The following is a 19,347-nucleotide window of genomic DNA, read 5'->3' as shown; positions in this document are numbered from 1 at the left end:
GGTTCGTACGACTTAGCGAAATTGCGCGAGGAACCGCAAATCGTTGTCGAAGAACAGGCGCAAATCATTGACGCCGTAACGCAGCATGGCCAGACGCTCTACGCCCATGCCGAACGCGAAGCCCTGAAACTCTTCAGGGTCGATGCCCGACATGCGCAGCACGTTCGGGTGGACCATGCCGCAACCCATGACTTCAAGCCAGCCGGTCTGCTTGCAGACGCGGCAGCCCTTGCCACTGCACATGACGCATTCCATATCCACTTCCGCCGAGGGCTCGGTGAACGGGAAATACGAAGGACGGAAGCGCACGGCCAGCTCTTTCTCGAAGAACACCCGCAGGAATTCTTCGATGGTGCCTTTCAGGTCGGCAAAATTGATGTCGCGATCAACCAGCAGACCTTCGATCTGGTGGAACATCGGCGAGTGGGTAATATCGGAGTCGCTGCGGTACACACGGCCTGGGCAGACAATGCGGATCGGCGGCTGTTGCGATTCCATGGTGCGGACCTGTACCGGTGAGGTATGGGTGCGCAGCAGCATGTTCGCATTGAAATAGAAGGTGTCATGCATCGACCGGGCCGGGTGATGGCCTGGGATGTTGAGTGCCTCGAAGTTGTGGTAATCGTCTTCGACTTCAGGGCCTTCGGCGATGCCGTAGCCAATGTGCGTGAAGAATTGTTCGATACGTTCCAGAGTACGGGTAATCGGGTGCAGACCACCGGAGGTCTGGCCGCGGCCCGGCAGGGTCACATCGATGCATTCGGCTGCGAGCCTGGCAGTCAGTTCTGCCTGCTCAAACGATGCCTTGCGTGCATTGAGAACCTCTGTGACACGTTCCTTGGCAACGTTGATCAGCGCACCGACTTGCGGACGCTCTTCAGCTGGCAGGTTCCCCAGGGTCTTCATCACCTGAGTCAACTCGCCTTTTTTGCCGAGGTAGTGAACCCGGATTTGCTCCAGGGCATTGATATCTTCGGCGCTTTGCACAGCCTCAAGAGCTTGAGAGACCAGCGCGTCCAGGTTTTCCATGTACAGACTCCAGATACAAAATAGGGGAAGAGCTGAAGGCTCTTCCCCTATTTATGACGTTTAACACCGACCCCGGAGAACCGGGGCAAGTGATTGTCGGGGACTTAGGCCAAGGTGGCTTTAGCTTTCTCGACAATCGCAGCAAACGCCGCTTTTTCGTTCACTGCCAGATCAGCCAGAACCTTACGGTCGATCTCGATGGACGCTTTTTTCAGGCCGGCAATGAAACGGCTGTAGGACAGACCGTTAACACGAGCACCAGCGTTGATACGAGCGATCCACAGAGCGCGGAACTGACGTTTTTTCTGACGACGGTCACGGTAGGCGTATTGGCCTGCCTTGATTACCGCTTGCTTGGCAACACGGAATACGCGTGAACGCGCGCCGTAGTAGCCTTTTGCAAGTTTCAGAATTTTTTTGTGACGCTTACGGGCAATGACGCCACGCTTTACACGAGCCATGAGTTACTTCCTCTATATCTTGATCAAAATTAACGAAGGCGCAGCATGCGCTCGACTTTTGCCACGTCAGACGGATGCAGCAAGCTGCTACCGCGCAATTGACGCTTACGCTTTGTCGACATTTTGGTCAGGATGTGGCTCTTGAAAGCGTGCTTGTGCTTGATGCCGTTGGCGGTTTTCAAAAACCGCTTAGCTGCACCACTTTTAGTCTTCATCTTTGGCATGTTCGGATACTCCGCATTCAGTTGATAAATATAACCGCAAGGCCTGCCGTGCCCTGGTGGTTATTTCTTCTTTTTCGGGGCGATGACCATGATCAGCTGGCGTCCTTCCATCTTAGGATGCTGTTCGACGGAACCGTATTCGAGCAGGTCACCTTCAACCCGCTTCAACAATTCCATACCCAGCTCCTGGTGGGCCATCTCACGACCGCGGAATCTCAACGATACCTTGGCCCTGTCCCCGTCACTCAGGAAACGTACCAGGTTGCGTAGTTTTACCTGGTAATCCCCTTCCTCCGTCCCTGGACGAAACTTGATTTCTTTAACCTGGATCTGCTTCTGGTTCTTCTTCGCTGCAGCAACCTGCTTCTTCTTCTCGAAGATCGATTTGCCGTAATCCATCACACGGCAGACCGGAGGGACTGCGTCGGCAGAAATCTCTACCAGATCCAGCTTCGCCTCTTCGGCAATACGAAGCGCTTCATCAATCGAGACGATGCCAATCTGCTCGCCGTCAGCGCCAATTAAACGAACCTCGCGGGCCGAGATATTTTCATTGATCGGGGCCTTGGGTGCAGCTCGTTTATCTTGTCTCATTTCACGCTTAATAATAATTACTCCGTATCTTGGCGACCACGCCGGGAAACCGCTTGTGCGACGAATTCAGCGAATTGGGCGACCGGCATCGAGCCAAGGTCAGCGCCTTCACGTGTACGCACAGCGACAGTTTGCATTTCAACCTCCCGATCTCCAATCACGAGGAGATAAGGAACCTTGAGCAAAGTATGCTCACGGATTTTAAAGCCGATCTTTTCATTTCTCAAGTCAGACTTGGCACGAAACCCGCTTTCAGCCAGAGTTTTTTCCACTTCGAGGGCAAAATCGGCCTGTTTGTCAGTGATATTCATGATCACTGCCTGGGTGGGTGCCAGCCAGGCCGGAAACGCGCCTTCGTAATGCTCGATCAGAATCCCGATGAAACGCTCGAAAGACCCGAGAATTGCGCGGTGCAGCATGACCGGATTCTTACGGCTGTTGTCTTCCGACACGTACTCGGCACTCAAGCGGATCGGCAGATTGAAGTCCAGCTGCAAGGTGCCGCACTGCCATACCCGACCGAGACAATCCTTGAGGGAGAACTCGATTTTAGGACCGTAGAACGCGCCCTCGCCCGGCTGCAGGTCATAAGGCAGACCTGCGCTGTCGAGTGCGGAAGCCAGCGCCGATTCGGCACGGTCCCAAAGCTCGTCGGAGCCTACACGCTTTTCAGGGCGAGTGGACAATTTGAGTTCGATATCCTTGAAGCCGAAATCGGCATAGACATCCAGCGTGAGCTTGATGAACGCGGCGGACTCAGCCTGCATCTGGTCTTCGGTACAGAAGATGTGTGCATCGTCCTGAGTGAAGCCACGCACGCGCATGATGCCGTGCAGGGCACCCGACGGCTCGTTACGGTGACAGGCACCGAACTCGGCCAGACGCATCGGCAGCTCGCGGTAGCTTTTCAGGCCCTGATTGAACACCTGCACGTGGCAAGGGCAGTTCATCGGCTTGATCGCGTAGTCGCGGCTTTCGGACTCGGTGGTGAACATGTTGTCGGCGTAGTTGGCCCAGTGCCCGGATTTTTCCCAGAGCGAGCGATCGACCACTTGCGGGGTCTTGATCTCGAGGTAGCCGTTTTCACGCTGCACTTTGCGCATGTACTGCTCGAGCACCTGATACAGGGTCCAGCCCTGTGGGTGCCAGAAGACCATGCCCGGCGCTTCTTCCTGGGTATGGAACAGGCCAAGACGCTTGCCGATCTTGCGATGGTCGCGTTTTTCGGCTTCTTCGATGCGCAGAATGTAGGCCGCCAGCTGCTTCTTGTCAGCCCAGGCAGTGCCGTAGACACGCTGCAGCTGCTCGTTTTTGGCATCGCCACGCCAGTAGGCGCCAGACAGCTTGGTCAGCTTGAATGACTTCAGGAAACGCGTGTTCGGCACGTGCGGACCGCGGCACATGTCGACGTATTCTTCGTGGTAATACAGGCCCATGGCCTGCTCGTTCGGCATGTCTTCGACCAGACGCAGCTTGTAATCTTCGTGACGGGCGGTGAACACCTCTATCACTTCAGCGCGCGGGGTGACTTTCTTGATGACGTCGTAATCTTTTTCGATCAAATGCTGCATGCGCTGCTCGATCGCCGCCATATCGTCAGGCGTGAACGGGCGCTCGTAGGCGATATCGTAATAGAAGCCGTCGTCGATCACCGGGCCGATGACCATTTTTGCAGTCGGATACAACTGCTTGACCGCGTGCCCTACCAGGTGCGCGCAGGAGTGACGGATGATTTCCAGTCCTTCCTGATCCTTGGGGGTGATGATCTGCAGGCTGGCATCGTTTTCGATCAGGTCGCAGGCATCGACGAGCTTGCCGTCGACCTTGCCGGCGACGGTGGCCTTGGCCAGACCGGCACCGATTGAAAGCGCGACATCGGCTACGGAAACCGCATGATCGAATGAACGTTGACTGCCGTCGGGAAGAGTAATAGTTGGCATGGCGCCTCCTCTCCTAGTGGTGACCCCTACCAAAGGTCACGTGGGTTGGGATGAGCCAGTACGTGATCCGGTGGTATGCCTGCCTCACAGTGGCAGGAGCCTTGGGGCCAACCTTGAACCGGACCAGATGACTGGAATGTACGAAAAACCTGCCTGCGCGGCACCGAAAGGCATTGGCCATGGGGCGCTTGAAAATAACAGGACGCGCATCCTAACACAGCCAGACCGGCCGGGATGCACATCCACGCAAATGAAATGGAATTGGCACACCACCTGAACTGGCAGGCTTCATGGGCGTCAGAAACCATCGAGACCCCGAACGTTTTTTCCAGCAATCAAGGAGAACACCATGAAGTTTTCACGCCTGACCAGCCTCCTCCTCTGCAGCGCCGCCCTTATCCCTCTGGGTGCTCACGCCGCAATGGACGGAACGACACGCACTACCTTCACTCAGGAATGCGTGGCTGCGGCCAAGAAACAGGGGCTGGATGACAAGACCGCAACGACTCACTGCGAATGCGGTGCAAAACAGGTGGACAGTCATTTCACCGACAAGGAAATAGCCTCGCTCAAGGACACCAAGACAGCGCCACCGGCTGCATTGACGGCAAAACTGCAAAAACTGGTCGCAGAGAACTGCACGGCGACAAAATAATCATTTTTTCAGCCGGGATAAAACGCGAACTCCGGGCACTGATAGCAGTTGGCCCATCGCCTTCTGAAAGCCATTGAAATCATGGCGTTAAGCGCTATTGCCACAGCACGTTCAGTACCGGGTCTGGCACGCCGGAGGGCGCTTTGCGGAGCATGGTGAACTGCATATACGGGACCTTTACGCAAAGCGCCCACCTTAATAGCTGTTTTTTTGCCCATTTCGACTATGATAGCCCGGTGTGCCCAGTTGGCCTGAGCAGCACGTTACTGAAAATTATGTTTCTGGAGATACACCATGTCTAATCGCCAAACCGGCACCGTAAAATGGTTCAACGATGAAAAAGGCTTCGGCTTTATCACTCCACAAGGTGGCGGTGACGACCTGTTCGTACACTTCAAAGCAATCCAGAGCGACGGTTTCAAAAGCCTGAAAGAAGGCCAGACCGTTACTTTTGTTGCTGCTAAAGGCCAGAAAGGCATGCAAGCAGAAGAAGTTCAGGTGGCCTGATTCACCTGACACAAAAAAACCCCGTCACTGACGGGGTTTTTTTATGCGCGGAAGAAAGTATCGGCTCAACCGCAATTGATACGGGTCACCTTCCCCGACGCATCGGTGTTGACGTTTACCCGCTCGGACCGGTATTCCAGCGTGACCATGTCGTCAGGACCGAGAATGCGCGCATCCTGCGAACCGGAACGGGTGCGGACTTGAGAAAGGAGGTCTATGGAAGCCTGCTTGCCGACAGCGAACTGGGCAAGCCCTGCATCACAACGGCCAGGTATCGCGTTGCTGGCGGGCGCGTCAGCCTTGACGGGCGCCTCAGCACTGGCACTGCTATCCGAAGCCGTACTGCTGCAGCCTGCCACCAATGAAGCCACGACCACAAAACCCAATGTTGCGAATTTCCGGGGCATACACCCTCCTCTGCCAATGAACATTTCCAGACCTGTCCGACCGCGCTAAGGCGCGTTGGTTGCACGGTCCGTGCCGACATGCCTTGTGTAACCTGTTGATCTGCCTGGACCGGGAGTCTGCCTTGGCATGACACAGGGCGCGCGAAGAAATCGTCACAAAACGTTTATCGCCGATGCGCATTGAGGCGGGCTATCAGGATCATATGTAAGTAGGAGTGTCAAAATGCGCACGGGATGGTTTACTGCCAGAGACACAAGCGCCGGGAAGCGAGCAGCGTGTGCGTGACCCTTCACTGGAGATCAGACAGACATGACAGCCATAACCCTAGACGCAGACATCAAGGCCAGATGGCCTCAGGGCCACTGCTCGCACAGCCCCGGGAATCCGGAAGAACTGATGATCATCGCAGTTGACCTGCTGATCAAGGAACTGGGCACCGAGGGTGCCCGTGCCTTCATCAGCCAAGTGCTGAGCCGCTACGCCACGGCAGGATTGCCCGCCTGATACGCGGCTTCAGAATGCGTGATTATTTGAGGCGCGCCAGACGCTCGGTCAGCAGATCGAAGAACCCCTGAGCGTCGCCGTTCTCGACCCAGAATACGTTCTGCGGCTGCTTGAGTGTGCCGTACCAGTCGGCCACTGTCTGACCGAAACCGATACCCTCACGGGTGTCCACTGCGACGTTGATCTGCCGTCCGGAAAACAACTCAGGCTTGAGCAGCCAGGCAATCACGCTGGCATCGTGTACCGGTCCGCCGGGCAAACCGTAATGCTCCATGTCCAGCTTGACGTATTCATTGAGAATGCCGTCCACCAGCTTGCCCGCATTATTGCCCAGTGCGGCGATCTGCTTGAGGCGCTGTTCACTGGTGAGAATCTTGTGGGTCACGTCCAGCGGCACGTACGTCAGCTTCACACCACTGGCCAGAACGATCTGCGCGGCGTGCGGGTCGGCGAACAGGTTGAATTCGGCAACCGGAGTGATATTACCGCCGTTGAAATGCGCGCCACCCATGACCACGACTTCCTTGATGCCCTGGGTGATTTCCGGAGCCTGCACCAGCGCCAGCGCCAGATTGGTCTGCGGGCCGAGCATGGCGATGGTGATGCTGTGCGGCTTGGCCTTGCTCAGGGTGCGAATCAGGTAATCGACGGCATTGCCTTCGGCCAGCCCCTTGGCGGGCTCATGCACGGGTACACCCGGCAGGCCTTCCTGACCGTGAACGTTCTCGGCATAGATTGGTGTACGCACCAACGGCTTGGGCGCACCGGCATACACAGGCACCTCTTCGCGCCCGGCCCATTCCCGCGCCAGCCTGGCGTTACGCGAGGTCTTGTCGAGGCGCACATTACCAGCCACCGTGGTGATAGCCATCACGTTCAGCTCTTCAGGTGACGCCAGCGCCAACAATAGCGCGACGACATCGTCCGCACCTGGATCGGTATCGATGATCAGATCGCGCTTTTCAGCCGCCTGGACAGCGGCAGTGCCGAGGATGGACAAGAGCAACGCTCCACGAATGAACTGTCTGGAAAACTGTATCAATGTCATATGAAACTCCCTTTCTTGAATAACTAGGCTTTTTGCGAAAAGTCGGCGAGCGAAGGTCAGGCAAGGCAAAAACAGGCGAGGAAGCGGAGTCTACGTGTTGTAAATGAGCATTCCGAGCCTGTTTTTAACGCAGCATCACCGAGCGCAGCCACTTTTTGCACATAGCCTAGAAGACGACTCCGGACACCAGCGCCACATTACTGTACGGCTGACATTCTCCGGTACGGATGATTGCCTTGGCCTTGCTACTCAAGACCTTGAGGTCTTCATGGCTTATCCAGCGTTGTTGCCCCAATTGGTCGTCCAGATTCAGGCTTTCGATCACCTGCAAAGCAGGCGGCTTGATCTCGGCCATCTCGTTGGCCAATACGTGGCTTTCAACCTGCATTTCACTCAGCACGACATCCAGCACACTGATGAAATCCGGCACACCGCGGGTCAGCGCGAGGTCGATCAATTCGACGCCCGCCGGTACTGGCATGCCGGCGTCGACGATCATCAGGATGTCACCGTGACCCAGCGATGCAATCACGCGGGACAGGGCAATATTGAGTAGCGGGGTCTTTTTCATAGCGAATTGAATTCCTGTACTTCCTCGAACGTCGGGATGGACGGCTGGGCACCCGCTCGGGTGACGGAGATGGCCGCCGCAGCCTGACCGAAACGAATTGCCTGCAATTCGCCATGGCCTGCGGACAATGCCGCCGCAAAACCGCCGACAAAGGTATCACCTGCAGCGGTGGTGTCCACGGCCTGCACACGACGTGCGGGAATATGCTCAACGCCAGACGCATTGGCGAACAGGGTTCCGCGCTCGCCAAGGGTAATGATCACGTTGCGCGCGCCGGCCGCCAGCATCGCCGAAGCCGCGTTTTCAGCGGCCGACGGTGAGTCAACGCTGACACCGGTCAGGGTCTGCGCTTCGCTTTCGTTGGGGATCAGGTAGTCGATCAGGGCATACCAGTTTGCCGGCAGCGGCTCGCTGGCCGGCGCAGGATTGAGAATGACGGTCTTGCCCAGCGCACGTGCGCGTGCCAGGGTATGGAAAACGGTCTCGGTCGGCACTTCGAGCTGGCAGATGACGATTTGCGAATCCGCCAGCAGCGCATCGAAGCGCTCGATCAATGCAGGACTGAGCCGACCATTGCCACCGGCCACGATGACAATAGCGTTCTGGCTGTTGGCGTCGACCACGATCGAGGCGATCCCGGTGGACACACCCTCAACGACGGTCACCGCCTGGCAATCGATATGCTCGGCCAGCAGCGCCGCACGCAGTTGCTCACCGTAGGCATCAGCCCCGACACAACCGATCATCGCTACGCTGGCACCCAGACGTGCCGCAGCAACCGCCTGATTCGCCCCCTTGCCGCCCGGCACGGTATCAAATGTTTCCCCGCTCAAGGTCTCGCCGGGACGCGGCAGACGCTGGGCGCGGATGACCAGATCCATGTTCAGACTGCCCACTATCACTATTTTTGCTTGCATGGCTCATTAATCCGTTGCTGCGCGTGCGCGTCATTCGTTGGACAAAGTAGTGGGCGCTGCCGTGGACTCGCGCACCACGACGCTAGGCGTCACGAGTCTTTTTTCAGCAGGAAGCCCATGGGGTGTGGCGATTCTGCTCAGCAGCATTTCTGCGGCGGTTTCGCCCAGTTGCATGATCGACTGCCCCACGGTGGTCAGCGCCGGATAAACATAGCGACTCATCTGGATATCATCGAAACCGATCACCGACAGGTCCTGAGGCACGCGAATCAAGCGCTCGGCGGCGGCGCGCAATACGCCGATGGCAATGACGTCGTTGCCGGCAAAAATCGCCGTTGGCGGATGCGCTGCCAGAAGCTGATACGCTGCCTCATGACCGGCAGAGCTGGTGAACTCACTGTGCGCCGCCCATTCGGCACGGGCCTGAACGGACGCCTGCTGCAGGGCGCGCCGGTACCCCGCCAGACGCATCTCGGCCACTGTGCTGTGTAATGGCCCGCCGATGCAGGCAATGGCGCGATGCCCGAGGTCCAGCAAGTGCCGAGTCGCCAGATAAGCGCCCTGCTCATGGTCGATACGGATCATGTCGGCATCGATACCGTCCAGTTCCCGGTCAACGATCACCAACGGCGTACGAACCTCGGCAAGGCCACCTGCAATACCGGCATCGCCACCCACCGAAGAAACAATCAGACCGTCGACACGCTTTTCCAGTAGCACGCGCAGATAGCCACGCTGTTTCTCCGGATTATCATCGGAGTTGCAAAGGATCACGCAAAAACCGTTGCGCTCGCAGTAATCCTCGATGCCCCGCGCCAATTCGGCGAAATACGGGTTCATGCCGTTGGGAATCAACAGACCGATGGTCGAGGTGGTCTTGGCCTTCAGCGAACGCGCCACTGCACTGGGGACATAATCGAGCTGTGCAATGGCGGCTTCGACCTTGAGCCTGACCGGCTCGCTCACCGGCCGGGTCTTGTTCAACACGTGGGAAACCGTGGTGTACGAGATCCCCGCCAGGGCCGCGACATCCTTGATGGTTGCCATATCAGCCCTGGCGCCGAGCCCGATGGCTGCGATAGGTGTCCAGTACCACAGCGATCACAATCACCGCACCGGTGATGATCCGCTTGGTCGGCTCGGTCGCACCGATCTGCGCCAGGCCTGCGGCCAGCACGGAAATGATCAGCACACCGAAAAAGGTGCTGATGATCGAACCGCGTCCGCCCATCAGGCTGGTGCCGCCGATCACCACGGCTGCAATGACCTGCAGTTCAAGCCCTGCGCCGGCATTCGGATCGGCCGCTTCCAGCCTGGATATCTGGAACAATGCCGCGACACCGGCCAGCAGCCCCATCAGCGAGAACACCAGAATCTTGTAAGGCTTGGGATTGATACCCGCCAGACGCACGGCCTCTTCGTTGGTGCCGATGCCGATCAGGTAGCGACCGAAAACGGTCCGGGTCAGTACTGCCTGAGCGACGAAGATGATCAGCAACGCGATGATGAAGGACGGCGCAATGCCGAAAGCAATCGGATCGGACAGCCAGGCGAACGAATCACCGATGTAGGCGGTACGCGAATTGGTCATCTGATAGGCCGCGCCACGGGCCATTTCCAGCACGCCCAAAGACACGATGAACGAAGGGATGCGCCAGGCGACCGTGATCGAACCGGTGACCGTACCCGCCAGCGTCGCACAGGCAATGCCCAGCAGCGCCGCCGGAAACACGCTCCAGCCCCAGCCGAGGATTGCCACACTGACCGCCGAAGCGGCCAGGGCCAGCACCGAGCCGACCGACAGGTCGATGCCGCCGATGATGAGGATCAGCGTCATGCCGACCGACAGCACCATAAGGTCCGGGATCTGGTTGGCGAGCATGCTGAAGGTCTGGTAGGACAGGAAGTGATCGCTGAGCAGCGAGAACAGCACAATCATCACCAGCAACGCACCGGCCAACCCGATGTAGGTACCCAGACCAAAGTAGTTGCCGCCGCGACGGACTGGCACAGTCAGCGTCGGAGAAGGAGTATTTTTCATGAGTCGTTCCTGGGCGCCGCATCATTGAGCAGCGCGTCACGTTTCTGATAACCGGCGAAGGCAGCGGCCAGCAATTGGTCCTGGGTCCAGCTGTCGCGTTCGAACGTGTCGATCAGGCGACCGGCAGACAGCACGCCGATACGATCACAGATCAGCATCAGCTCGCGCAGATCACTGGAAACCACCACCAGCGCCCTGCCCTGACGGGTCAATTCGGCCAGCAGCGCGTAGATATCGAACTTGGCACCGATGTCGATGCCCCGTGTCGGCTCGTCGAACAGCATTACCGTGCAGTCACGTTCCAGCCAGCGACCGATCACCACCTTCTGCTGATTGCCACCCGACAACTCGGAGACCAATTGGCCCGGACTGGAGCTGCGAATGCGCATGGCCGCTACCTGGCGCTGCGCCAGCTTCAGCTCGTCGTCGCTGTTGACCATGCCCGCACTGGAAATCGAATGCATGTTGCCCAGCGCAATGTTGGCGCTGATCGATTGCGACATCAGCAGGCCTTCGCTCTTTCGGTCTTCCGTGATCAGCGCGATACCCTGCTCCACCGCGTCGGCTGGCGAGCGAATGCTGACCTTCCGCAGCGGCTTTCCGACTTCGATGTCACCGCTGTCGGCAACGTCTGCACCGTAGATCAGGCGTAACAACTCGGTACGCCCGGCACCGATCAGCCCGGAAATACCGAAGATTTCACCTCGACGCACGTCGAAGGACACATCCTGAACCTTGCCGGCGCGATTGAGCCCCTTGACCGACAGCGCCACCTCGCCAATCTGCCGGGCGCCCATGTCGATATGCTCGCCGAGCTCACGGCCGACCATCAGGGTCACCAGTTGCTCACTGTTGTATCGGGCAATCGGCTCGACACACACCAGCTTGCCGTCGCGCAGCACGGCGATGCGCTGGGACACCCTGGCCAGCTCTTCAAGCCGATGGGAGATGTAGATGATCGAGACGCCACGTGCCTGCAACCGTGTGATCTGCTCGAAGAGCATTTCCACTTCGCGCGAGGTGAGCATGGCAGTGGGTTCGTCGAGAATCAGCACGTGACAGTCGCCGATCAGGTTGCGGGCGATCTCGACCATCTGTTGGTGGCCGATCCCCAATTCGCCGACCAGCGTGTCGGGATCAATGGCGTCCAGCCCCACTTGGGCCATGGCCTCGATCGCGTTTTCGCGCAAGCGCTTGCGGTCGATCCAGCCGGCCCTGCGGGGCAAGTCATGAAGAAACAGATTTTCGGCCACGGTCAGGGTCGGCAGCAGGTTGAGCTCCTGCATGACCATGCGAATGCCGAGTTTTTCGGCCTGGGTACGACTTGCAGGCTGATAAGGCTGGCCCTGGAACTCCATGTTTCCGGTGGTAGGGGTTACCAGCCCGCCGATGATTTTCGACAAGGTGCTTTTACCGGCACCGTTTTCCCCGGTCAGGGCGAGCACTTCGCCACGCATCAACGTCAGGTCGACGTCACCAAGTACGGGCTGTGCGTAGGTTTTGCCGATGCCACTGACCGAAAGAACAGCTGTCTGAGCAGACGCTGACATACATTTCTCCCAGCGCCCGTCCTCTGCGGACGGGCACCTTTACACGGCGTGGATCAAGGTTGAGTAACGAGTTGCACCGGCGTTTCGATCACGCCCTTGTCGTTAGTGTCGACCTTCTCGCCTTTGACGAGCTTGAGGGCAGCTTCGATGCCGAAGACCGCCTGCCTGGCTGCGTACTGATCGGCCGTGGCCAGAACCCGTCCATCCTTGAGCATCGGCTTGATCGCATTGATGTTGTCGTAGCCCACGACCATGACCTTGCCAGCCTTGCCTGCCGCACGCACTGCAGAGACGGCGCCCAGCGCCATGCTGTCATTACCGGCCAGCAAGGCTTTCAGGTTCGGGTATTCGTTGAGCATCGCCGAGGCCACAGCGTTGCCCTTGTCGATTTCCCAGTTACCGGACTGCGTGGACACCACTTTCATTTTCGCTTCGTCCATGGCGTCCTTGAAACCGGCGGTGCGTTGCTGAGCATTATTGGTGGTCGACACACCTTCAATGATGCCCACCTCGTCGCCAGCGGTCAGTTTCTTGGCCAGATAATCGCCCACCAGCTTGGCACCCTTGCGGTTGTCAGGCCCTACGAACGGGATTTGCAGGTTCTTGCTTTTGAGCACGTCGACATCGAGTTGGTTGTCAATGTTGACGACCTTGATTCCGGCATCGGTGGCTTTCTTGAGCACCGGTACCAGCGCCTTGGAGTCGGCTGGTGCGATCACCAGCGCATTCACGTTGGAGGCGATCATCTGTTCGACAATGCGGATTTGCGCGGACGTGTCGGACTCATCCTTGATCCCGTTGGAGATCAGGTCGAATTCGGTGGCATGTTCTTTCTGGTAGTCCTTGGCACCGTCTTCCATGGTCAGGAAGAACTCGTTGGCCAGCGATTTCATGACCAGTGCGACCTTGGGTTTTTCAGGCGTCTGGGCATAGACGGTAGAGAGGGGCATGACTGCCGTGACGGCAGCAAACATGGCGACAGCGAGAAGGCGTCCAGCGAATGGCAGCTTCATGAGTTCATCTCCGATCTTGTGATTATTGTTCGGGCGAACGGCGCAGGATCGATGCCGGGCATCGACGCGCAAACGTTTGCGAGGAGCGAACTATGGAAAAAGCTGCAACCTTTGTCAATCCACCTGAAATTAAATCTTACCGAGCTGCCCGCCCCCGCTAGCGCGGGGAACGGGCGTCACGATCAGTCGGGTCTCACTCTTCAGGTTTGACCGTCGCTACATCATCAGCCTTGATCCGGACGGTCTTGCCGGAGATATCCTCGAACTCGTAGAAACCGTCGCGTGTCTTGGTCTTGGGCATGTCTTTGGTCACGTACTGAGTACCGTTTTGCAGCGTGACGACCGAGGGCGTGGAACAGCCTGCCAGCAGCACAACTGCCGAGGCCAGTAACGGAAATGCCAGTGACTTGATATTCATGCGTGACTCCGGAAACGTCAGGGTGTTTTTTCAAGGCAATAGTGTGCCACTTCGAGCGCTTTATCCTACATAGATGTTGCGAAAGATCCGACACTGAAATACTGTATGCCCGTACAGCAATATTCAGGGACCTTTTTCCGTGGCAAAACAAAGCGCAACGACCCCTTCCATTCCCGGCCCTTACGAGCGCATGGGCATGCGGGTACAGAAGATCATCAACTCGCCCACCGCACAGAAATCCAGGGCTGCCCTGCTCTTTCGTCAGCCAGACGAGGCAGAGGACGACTGGGCGCAACTCCTTGAAGAAATAGCCGAGAACGACAATGTCACCCTCGCCTGGCGCGACGACGGTGGCGTGCAAATATTCTGGACGTTGCCGAAGGAAGACTGACGGCATGACGTTTCGATTTCCCACACTGCTTTGCACCACCCTGCTCATCACCGCCTCATTCGCCGCCCAGGCACAAGCCCCGCGCACCTTCAGCGAAGCCAAGAAAGTTGCCTGGGGCTTGTATGCACCGCAGTCGACCGAGTTTTACTGCGGCTGCAAATACACCGGCAATCGGGTCGACCTCGCGGGCTGCGGCTATGTCCCGCGCAAGAGCGCCAAACGGGCCAGTCGTATCGAATGGGAGCACATTGTGCCTGCCTGGCAGATCGGCCACTTGCGCCAATGCTGGCAGAACGGCGGGCGCAAGAACTGCACACGAACTGACCCGATTTACAAACGCGCCGAGGCAGACCTGCACAATCTGGTGCCGAGCATCGGCGAGGTCAACGGTGACCGCAGCAACTTCAGTTTTGGCTGGATACCCGAGCAAAAGGGCCAGTACGGTTCATGCCTGACACAGGTGGATTTCAAGGCCAAAAAGGTCATGCCTCGCCCCTCGATACGCGGCATGATCGCGCGCACCTACTTCTACATGAGCAAACAGTACAATCTGCGCCTCTCGCGCCAGGACCAGCAGCTCTATCAGGCCTGGGATAAAACCTATCCGCCCCAGGCATGGGAGCGCCAGCGTAACCAGCAGGTCGCCTGTGTCATGGGACGTGGTAATGATTTTGTAGGCCCGGTAGACCTGAAGTCGTGTAAATAACGAAGCTTGATCAAAGGCCGAGCCCTCAAACGGATGATTGCTCGGCCATTGATTAACGCGCTTGAGTGAATCCAAAACCACTTATCGGACATCTGTTAACTCAATCCATGAACGCTACGATTTTCGGTCTACTCTCTGGAATCAAAGGCGTGATCGGGAGGCCTCCTGTCGTGCATACGCCCAAAACAGTCAGGCTGATTATCACGTTAGCAGGCAGGGAAGATGAATCATCAAACGGAATTTGAAATTCACTATCAATTCAATGGCCAACTTCACTGCTTTCTGCATCAGGCAACGCAACTGTGCCAGAGCGACGCCTTGCATTGTGCGACCCTGCATGCAGGTGTCGGGACCGTGAGCGGCAATATATCCGCAGGCCCGATAGGCGTCGCAACCTTGCAGGCAAAGCGTTTTGGCGTGACGCAGGTGCATTGGAGAAGGGCTTCGCTACAAGCCTGAAACATCGTCCTGTTCAACACAACAATGGCCTTCGAAAAGGCCATTGTTCCTATACATTGCCAGACCCTTGCGGATCAAATGGCAGGGTAAGCGCCTGTGCCATCAGGCCACGGCGTCAGCAGCTCGAAACCGGTCGAGGTGACGGCAACCATATGCTCCCACTGCGCAGACAGTGAAAGGTCGCTGGTCAGAACCGTCCAGCCATCCGGCAGCGTCCGGGTGCCCGCCCTGCCCGCATTGATCATCGGTTCAATGGTGAACACCATGCCCGGCTTGAGCCTGAGGCCTTTGCCCTGCGCACCATAGTGCAAAACCTGCGGCTCTTCATGGTACTTGCGCCCAATGCCGTGTCCGCAATATTCACGCACTACGCTAAAGCCTTCGCGATGAGCGACGCTCTGGATGGCGTAACCGATATCACCCAGGGTTGCACCCGGACGCACAGCATGAATACCGGCGCGGGTTGCCTCATAGGTCGTCTCGACCAGACGCCTGGCCAGGGGGCTGACCTCACCCACCAGGTACATACGGCTGGTATCGCCATACCAGCCGTCCTTGATGACCGCGACATCGATATTGACGATATCGCCTTCCTTGAGGATATCGGTGGCAGAAGGTATGCCATGGCACACCACGGCGTTCGGAGAGATGCAGGTGGTCTTGGTAAAACCGTGATAGCCCACATTCGCAGGAATCACTTTCAGCTCTTTGACGATGTATTCGTTGCAGATGTCGTCAAGCGCTTCGGTGCTGACGCCCGCCTTGACGTAAGGCGTGATCATCGCAAGTACATCGGCAGCCAGTCTGCCGGCTATGCGCAGTTGCACGAGGTCCTGTTCGGTCTTGAGACCGATAGCGCTGCTCATGAGACCGCCTTGGAAAGGCTGGAAGCTGAAAGCTCCGAGACGTTGAAGTTCGAAGCGGTCAGCACGGTCTCACCGGCATTTTCGAGACGGATCAGCATCTGGCAGATCTCGCTGTAATCCAGCGTCGGGTGCAGTTCAGCGAGCATACCGACACGCATCCAGTGCTCGGCCTGCGCATTGATCGAGCGGCTGAGCGCAACGCTGGCAGAGCGCAGATTGGCGTGCATGTTTTCGGAAATTTTTACCAGACCCATGATTCACCTCAAGTTGAATATATGAAGCATATACGCTACGTATACTCACAATCAACCCGAGACGTGCCGTGGCTGTGATCAGCCACCTTATTCCATCGAGCCAGCCTGGCGGTATTCGCCGCCCGCGCGGGCAGCCGCGATGACTATCGACACCTCTGGCTCGTAGGCATTGAACTGGCGCAGTGCGGCCGCCAACTGGAGAAAATCCTCACGCTGCATTTCATTGGCTGCAGAGAGCATGCGATGTTGTTGAGCAACCGGGCTTTGCGCTGACTTAAGGGACATGACAGACCTCATTCGTTCTTTACTGTTCATACATACAGTATTTTGAACTGCGCGCCGATACAAGACCGGTCGCGACGAATGGTCGGTGAATGTGTAAATGGCTCAATGCCCCGCCAGGGTCTGCAGGCGTTCCAGATCAGCCTGGGCGATGCTGATACCGTGCGACATTGATCGCGCGCGCTCGCTGTAGCGTCGATCCCCCGGCAGACGCTCCTGCCCGGACCCATGCAGTTGCCGCACCAGTTCCTCACTGCGCAGTGCAAACGACTGACCGCTGCCCTTGTCAGGATCGATGACGATCAGCAACTGGCCGGTCCAGGGCGTCTGCGCACCGGGATGCTTCGACCAGTCGAATTCGAACGAGAAATTGCCCCCTGTCAGCCCTGCGGCCAGCAGCTCGACCATCATCGACAATGCCGAACCCTTGTGCCCGCCGAACGGCAACAACGCACCACCCTCGAGAATGGCGCGCGGCTCGTCAGTGGGCTGGCCGTCGCGATCGACACCCATGCCCGCTGGTAACAGCCGACCTTCACGTGCGGCGATCTGTACATCACCGTGGGCGATGGCGCTGGTCGCCAGGTCGAAAACAATAGGCTCGCCGCCTGCACGGGGCGCGGCGAAAGCAATCGGGTTGGTGCCGAACAGAGGCTGACGCGCACCATGCGGCACAACGCAGGTCATGCTGTTGACCATGCTCAGGGCAACCAGCCCCTGTTCGGCGAAAGGCTCGACATCCGGCCATAACGCAGCGAAATGATGAGAGTTGCGGATGGCCAGAACCGCAATTCCGGCACTGCGTGCCTTGTCGATCAACAAGGCTCTGGCCGCCGCCAGTGCAGGCTGGGCAAAGCCGCCCCCGGCGTCGACCCGGACAAACGCAGCGCCGACATCCTCGACCACCGGCACAGCCTTGCCGTTCACCCACCCGCTGGCCAGCGATGAGAGATAGCCGGGAATGCGAAAGATGCCATGGCTATGCGAGCCGTCGCGCTGGGCGCTGGCGCAGTTCTCGGCCAGCACGTCGGCAACCTCCGTGCAGGTGCCGTGGGCAAGGAAGATCCGGCGCAACAGATCTGTCAGTTGCTCAAAGGAAACGGTCCGGGTCGACTGATCGGCAGGGTTGGCGCGCATCTGAAACTCCTGTTCATGGCGGTAGATCGAGAACGCTAGCGAGAACGACAAGGCGAAGACAGGTTCCGAGAGTAGCGCCGAGGACTCTGCAAAGACACTCCCCGGGCACTGACTTCATTGCGGCGGGCAGACTGCGACGGATAGTTTTCAATGAGAGCAGCTTGCATTCACCAGAAAATACGCAGCACCTTGATAGGCAATAGCCGGCAAATGTTCTCTCTCCCTGAAATCAAAGGGTAGAATGCGCCGAAGGTATAGGCCGGAGCGCCCATGAGCGACCCTCTTTTCAGCAACGCAGAACACGACGCGATCACCGATGCCGCTGCGCATTGGTGCATGCGCCTGCATGCAGAAGACTGTACCGCTGCCGAACGAAAAGCATTCGAGCAATGGCTGAAGGCCCACCCCCTGCATGCGGTCGAATACAACGCCATGCTGGAAGTCTGGGATATCACCGGGCAAATCGAACCGCTTAACCCGGCACCTGTGCGCCAAGCCCAGGCTGACCGGCCCGGTCAGGTTCGGCCTCGTCGCGGTCGCCGCTGGGCAAAACTGGCCGCAGCCGCAGCGGTCGTTGCCCTGGCGCTACCGATTGCCGGGTACGTCGGCTGGCACCAGGGCTGGCTGCCTGATACCTACGAGACTTACAACGCCGATACCACCACACGCCTGGTCATGCTGGAAGACGGCAGCCGCGCCGAGCTGAACCTGGGTACCGAGTTGACCTATGCCAATTACCGGGATCGACGCAGCGTCACGCTGAAAAAGGGCGAGGCGTTCTTTGAGGTCAGCCACGACAACACCCACCCCTTTGTTGTCGACGCCGGCTCAGGCAGCATCACGGTCACCGGCACACGTTTCAATGTATGGATGTACCAGGATCAGGTACGCGTGACGCTGGTCGAGGGGTCGGTTCAGGTCACCAGTGATCGTGCACATCCTTCCTCGAACCACCCTCTCGCCCCCGGCATGCAGGCCAGCTACAAGGCGGGCGACGATGCTCCACTGATCAGTCAGACCGAAGCACGCGATACCAGCCTGGCGTGGCGCAATGGCAAGCTGATCTTCAATGATCTGCCGCTCAGCCAGGCACTGCCGCTGATCAATCGCTACCTGCAAACACCTATCCTGCTGGCGGACAGCGCAACCGGTGCCATGCGTCTGGGCGGCAGTTACAACACCCATGACCTGTCGAGCCTGCTGACTTCTCTGCCCAAGGTGCTGCCGGTTTACGTGACGCAGAATCAGAACGGCAATCCGGTGCTCAATCGCCGCACCTCCGACACACCGAAAGGCTGATCGCACTCGCAGTCTTGCCGATGCGCAGCGACTTCGACTGCGCCCACCGTCGGAACAATCTCCTCTCGCGACC

The 19,347-nt window shown here is 58.0% G+C and carries 25 protein-coding genes; 7 read left to right on the top strand and 18 right to left on the bottom strand.

Annotation, left to right across the window (positions count from 1 at the left end; translation table 11 throughout):
- Window positions 1-12 precede the first annotated feature (12 nt).
- The 5 genes from pheS to thrS all read right to left on the bottom strand — a co-directional run bounded on the left by pheS (window position 13) and on the right by thrS (window position 4,248).
- Complete coding sequence (gene pheS / locus PI739_RS05900) at window positions 13-1,029, bottom strand: phenylalanine--tRNA ligase subunit alpha (protein ID WP_003367019.1); 1,017 nt, start codon at window positions 1,027-1,029, stop codon at window positions 13-15.
- Between the two features lie 104 nt (window positions 1,030-1,133).
- On the bottom strand, window positions 1,134-1,490 hold the full coding sequence (gene rplT, locus PI739_RS05895; RefSeq protein ID WP_002553161.1) for a 50S ribosomal protein L20: 357 nt from the start codon (window positions 1,488-1,490) through the stop codon (window positions 1,134-1,136).
- A 29-nt stretch (window positions 1,491-1,519) separates the two neighbouring features.
- Complete coding sequence (gene rpmI, locus PI739_RS05890) at window positions 1,520-1,714, bottom strand: 50S ribosomal protein L35 (RefSeq protein WP_002553160.1); 195 nt, start codon at window positions 1,712-1,714, stop codon at window positions 1,520-1,522.
- Window positions 1,715-1,774: 60 nt separating this feature from the next.
- Window positions 1,775-2,326: a translation initiation factor IF-3 gene (infC, locus tag PI739_RS05885; RefSeq protein WP_170846037.1), complete on the bottom strand. Its 552-nt coding sequence runs from the start codon at window positions 2,324-2,326 to the stop codon at window positions 1,775-1,777.
- Window positions 2,326-4,248, bottom strand: coding sequence for a threonine--tRNA ligase (thrS, locus tag PI739_RS05880; protein WP_271351557.1), 1,923 nt, complete (start codon window positions 4,246-4,248; stop codon window positions 2,326-2,328). The genes infC and thrS overlap by 1 nt, the downstream gene beginning before the upstream one ends.
- 349 nt (window positions 4,249-4,597) lie before the next feature.
- On the opposite strand from thrS, the gene PI739_RS05875 reads away from it, so the two are divergent.
- Both PI739_RS05875 and PI739_RS05870 read left to right on the top strand, forming a co-directional pair.
- Complete coding sequence (locus PI739_RS05875) at window positions 4,598-4,903, top strand: hypothetical protein (protein WP_024663771.1); 306 nt, start codon at window positions 4,598-4,600, stop codon at window positions 4,901-4,903.
- A 294-nt stretch (window positions 4,904-5,197) separates the two neighbouring features.
- The gene (locus tag PI739_RS05870; RefSeq protein ID WP_003315566.1) at window positions 5,198-5,410 is read left to right on the top strand and encodes a cold-shock protein; all 213 of its coding nucleotides are present in this window, start codon (window positions 5,198-5,200) and stop codon (window positions 5,408-5,410) included.
- A gap of 65 nt (window positions 5,411-5,475) precedes the next feature.
- Here the strand turns inward: PI739_RS05870 and PI739_RS05865 are convergent, their stop codons facing one another.
- Entirely contained in the window at window positions 5,476-5,817 is a 342-nt protein-coding gene (locus PI739_RS05865; RefSeq protein ID WP_003367010.1) for an I78 family peptidase inhibitor, read from the bottom strand.
- Window positions 5,818-6,127: 310 nt separating this feature from the next.
- Here PI739_RS05865 and PI739_RS05860 point away from each other — a divergent pair, with 310 nt between their 5' ends.
- Window positions 6,128-6,322, top strand: coding sequence for a hypothetical protein (locus tag PI739_RS05860; protein ID WP_003367008.1), 195 nt, complete (start codon window positions 6,128-6,130; stop codon window positions 6,320-6,322).
- Between the two features lie 22 nt (window positions 6,323-6,344).
- On the opposite strand, the gene PI739_RS05855 is transcribed toward PI739_RS05860, so the two are convergent.
- The 8 genes from PI739_RS05855 to PI739_RS05820 form a co-directional block, all read right to left on the bottom strand.
- Window positions 6,345-7,370: a nucleoside hydrolase gene (locus PI739_RS05855; protein ID WP_003319093.1), complete on the bottom strand. Its 1,026-nt coding sequence runs from the start codon at window positions 7,368-7,370 to the stop codon at window positions 6,345-6,347.
- 166 nt (window positions 7,371-7,536) lie between these two features.
- On the bottom strand, window positions 7,537-7,941 hold the full coding sequence (rbsD, locus tag PI739_RS05850) for a D-ribose pyranase (protein ID WP_187809678.1): 405 nt from the start codon (window positions 7,939-7,941) through the stop codon (window positions 7,537-7,539).
- Window positions 7,938-8,858 carry a ribokinase gene (gene rbsK / locus PI739_RS05845; protein WP_058397552.1) on the bottom strand — a complete coding sequence of 307 codons (921 nt, stop codon included), beginning with the start codon at window positions 8,856-8,858 and terminating at the stop codon, window positions 7,938-7,940. The genes rbsD and rbsK overlap by 4 nt, the downstream gene beginning before the upstream one ends.
- A 30-nt stretch (window positions 8,859-8,888) precedes the next feature.
- On the bottom strand, window positions 8,889-9,905 hold the full coding sequence (locus tag PI739_RS05840; RefSeq protein WP_003433002.1) for a LacI family DNA-binding transcriptional regulator: 1,017 nt from the start codon (window positions 9,903-9,905) through the stop codon (window positions 8,889-8,891).
- Window position 9,906: 1 nt separating this feature from the next.
- Entirely contained in the window at window positions 9,907-10,899 is a 993-nt protein-coding gene (locus tag PI739_RS05835) for an ABC transporter permease (protein WP_003366998.1), read from the bottom strand.
- On the bottom strand, window positions 10,896-12,449 hold the full coding sequence (locus tag PI739_RS05830; protein WP_003366996.1) for a sugar ABC transporter ATP-binding protein: 1,554 nt from the start codon (window positions 12,447-12,449) through the stop codon (window positions 10,896-10,898). The genes PI739_RS05835 and PI739_RS05830 overlap by 4 nt, the downstream gene beginning before the upstream one ends.
- 53 nt (window positions 12,450-12,502) lie before the next feature.
- On the bottom strand, window positions 12,503-13,462 hold the full coding sequence (locus PI739_RS05825) for a sugar ABC transporter substrate-binding protein (protein WP_271351556.1): 960 nt from the start codon (window positions 13,460-13,462) through the stop codon (window positions 12,503-12,505).
- Between the two features lie 193 nt (window positions 13,463-13,655).
- Window positions 13,656-13,880: a YgdI/YgdR family lipoprotein gene (locus tag PI739_RS05820; protein ID WP_003433005.1), complete on the bottom strand. Its 225-nt coding sequence runs from the start codon at window positions 13,878-13,880 to the stop codon at window positions 13,656-13,658.
- A gap of 139 nt (window positions 13,881-14,019) precedes the next feature.
- Here PI739_RS05820 and PI739_RS05815 point away from each other — a divergent pair, with 139 nt between their 5' ends.
- From PI739_RS05815 to PI739_RS05805, 3 genes are all read left to right on the top strand, one after another.
- The gene (locus PI739_RS05815; protein WP_271351555.1) at window positions 14,020-14,271 is read left to right on the top strand and encodes a DUF1654 domain-containing protein; all 252 of its coding nucleotides are present in this window, start codon (window positions 14,020-14,022) and stop codon (window positions 14,269-14,271) included.
- A gap of 4 nt (window positions 14,272-14,275) precedes the next feature.
- Window positions 14,276-14,977 carry an endonuclease gene (locus PI739_RS05810; protein WP_024663346.1) on the top strand — a complete coding sequence of 234 codons (702 nt, stop codon included), beginning with the start codon at window positions 14,276-14,278 and terminating at the stop codon, window positions 14,975-14,977.
- Window positions 14,978-15,199: 222 nt separating this feature from the next.
- Window positions 15,200-15,436 (top strand): DUF6555 family protein, encoded by a 237-nt coding sequence (locus PI739_RS05805; protein WP_024663345.1) that lies wholly within the window; start codon window positions 15,200-15,202, stop codon window positions 15,434-15,436.
- A gap of 74 nt (window positions 15,437-15,510) precedes the next feature.
- Here PI739_RS05805 and map read toward each other — a convergent pair whose 3' ends face one another.
- The 4 genes from map to PI739_RS05785 all read right to left on the bottom strand — a co-directional run bounded on the left by map (window position 15,511) and on the right by PI739_RS05785 (window position 17,975).
- Window positions 15,511-16,302, bottom strand: coding sequence for a type I methionyl aminopeptidase (map, locus tag PI739_RS05800; protein WP_003433008.1), 792 nt, complete (start codon window positions 16,300-16,302; stop codon window positions 15,511-15,513).
- Window positions 16,299-16,556 (bottom strand): ParD-like family protein, encoded by a 258-nt coding sequence (locus PI739_RS05795; protein ID WP_003366981.1) that lies wholly within the window; start codon window positions 16,554-16,556, stop codon window positions 16,299-16,301. Before PI739_RS05795 ends, map begins: the two co-directional genes overlap by 4 nt.
- Window positions 16,557-16,643: 87 nt before the next feature.
- Window positions 16,644-16,841, bottom strand: coding sequence for a hypothetical protein (locus tag PI739_RS05790; protein ID WP_003366979.1), 198 nt, complete (start codon window positions 16,839-16,841; stop codon window positions 16,644-16,646).
- Between the two features lie 102 nt (window positions 16,842-16,943).
- Entirely contained in the window at window positions 16,944-17,975 is a 1,032-nt protein-coding gene (locus PI739_RS05785; RefSeq protein WP_060707592.1) for an Ldh family oxidoreductase, read from the bottom strand.
- A 270-nt stretch (window positions 17,976-18,245) separates the two neighbouring features.
- Between PI739_RS05785 and PI739_RS05780 the strand changes: the two genes are divergently transcribed.
- Window positions 18,246-19,274 carry a FecR family protein gene (locus PI739_RS05780; RefSeq protein ID WP_003366973.1) on the top strand — a complete coding sequence of 343 codons (1,029 nt, stop codon included), beginning with the start codon at window positions 18,246-18,248 and terminating at the stop codon, window positions 19,272-19,274.
- Window positions 19,275-19,347: the final 73 nt, after the last annotated feature.

The sequence above is a fragment of the Pseudomonas cerasi genome (assembly GCF_027983475.1).
Lineage (GTDB): Bacteria > Pseudomonadota > Gammaproteobacteria > Pseudomonadales > Pseudomonadaceae > Aquipseudomonas > Aquipseudomonas cerasi.
Note: the sequence above shows the minus strand (reverse complement) of the source record. Positions and strands in the feature narration are given on the sequence as shown.

Bases quoted from the DNA above. Each gene is read 5' to 3' on its own strand.
- pheS (WP_003367019.1), bottom strand. From the start codon at position 1,029: ATGGAAAACCTGGACGCGCTGGTCTCTCAAGCTCTTGAGGCTGTGCAA.
- rpmI (WP_002553160.1), bottom strand. From the start codon at position 1,714: ATGCCAAAGATGAAGACTAAAAGTGGTGCAGCTAAGCGGTTTTTGAAA.
- PI739_RS05795 (WP_003366981.1), bottom strand. From the start codon at position 16,556: ATGGGTCTGGTAAAAATTTCCGAAAACATGCACGCCAATCTGCGCTCT.
- PI739_RS05875 (WP_024663771.1), top strand. From the start codon at position 4,598: ATGAAGTTTTCACGCCTGACCAGCCTCCTCCTCTGCAGCGCCGCCCTT.
- PI739_RS05865 (WP_003367010.1), bottom strand. From the start codon at position 5,817: ATGCCCCGGAAATTCGCAACATTGGGTTTTGTGGTCGTGGCTTCATTG.
- PI739_RS05820 (WP_003433005.1), bottom strand. From the start codon at position 13,880: ATGAATATCAAGTCACTGGCATTTCCGTTACTGGCCTCGGCAGTTGTG.
- PI739_RS05860 (WP_003367008.1), top strand. From the start codon at position 6,128: ATGACAGCCATAACCCTAGACGCAGACATCAAGGCCAGATGGCCTCAG.
- PI739_RS05790 (WP_003366979.1), bottom strand. From the start codon at position 16,841: ATGTCCCTTAAGTCAGCGCAAAGCCCGGTTGCTCAACAACATCGCATG.
- PI739_RS05780 (WP_003366973.1), top strand. From the start codon at position 18,246: ATGAGCGACCCTCTTTTCAGCAACGCAGAACACGACGCGATCACCGAT.
- PI739_RS05855 (WP_003319093.1), bottom strand. From the start codon at position 7,370: ATGACATTGATACAGTTTTCCAGACAGTTCATTCGTGGAGCGTTGCTC.
- PI739_RS05830 (WP_003366996.1), bottom strand. From the start codon at position 12,449: ATGTCAGCGTCTGCTCAGACAGCTGTTCTTTCGGTCAGTGGCATCGGC.
- rbsK (WP_058397552.1), bottom strand. From the start codon at position 8,858: ATGCAAGCAAAAATAGTGATAGTGGGCAGTCTGAACATGGATCTGGTC.
- rplT (WP_002553161.1), bottom strand. From the start codon at position 1,490: ATGGCTCGTGTAAAGCGTGGCGTCATTGCCCGTAAGCGTCACAAAAAA.
- rbsD (WP_187809678.1), bottom strand. From the start codon at position 7,941: ATGAAAAAGACCCCGCTACTCAATATTGCCCTGTCCCGCGTGATTGCA.
- PI739_RS05835 (WP_003366998.1), bottom strand. From the start codon at position 10,899: ATGAAAAATACTCCTTCTCCGACGCTGACTGTGCCAGTCCGTCGCGGC.
- thrS (WP_271351557.1), bottom strand. From the start codon at position 4,248: ATGCCAACTATTACTCTTCCCGACGGCAGTCAACGTTCATTCGATCAT.
- PI739_RS05840 (WP_003433002.1), bottom strand. From the start codon at position 9,905: ATGGCAACCATCAAGGATGTCGCGGCCCTGGCGGGGATCTCGTACACC.
- map (WP_003433008.1), bottom strand. From the start codon at position 16,302: ATGAGCAGCGCTATCGGTCTCAAGACCGAACAGGACCTCGTGCAACTG.
- PI739_RS05810 (WP_024663346.1), top strand. From the start codon at position 14,276: ATGACGTTTCGATTTCCCACACTGCTTTGCACCACCCTGCTCATCACC.
- PI739_RS05785 (WP_060707592.1), bottom strand. From the start codon at position 17,975: ATGCGCGCCAACCCTGCCGATCAGTCGACCCGGACCGTTTCCTTTGAG.
- PI739_RS05805 (WP_024663345.1), top strand. From the start codon at position 15,200: ATGAATCATCAAACGGAATTTGAAATTCACTATCAATTCAATGGCCAA.
- PI739_RS05825 (WP_271351556.1), bottom strand. From the start codon at position 13,462: ATGAAGCTGCCATTCGCTGGACGCCTTCTCGCTGTCGCCATGTTTGCT.
- PI739_RS05870 (WP_003315566.1), top strand. From the start codon at position 5,198: ATGTCTAATCGCCAAACCGGCACCGTAAAATGGTTCAACGATGAAAAA.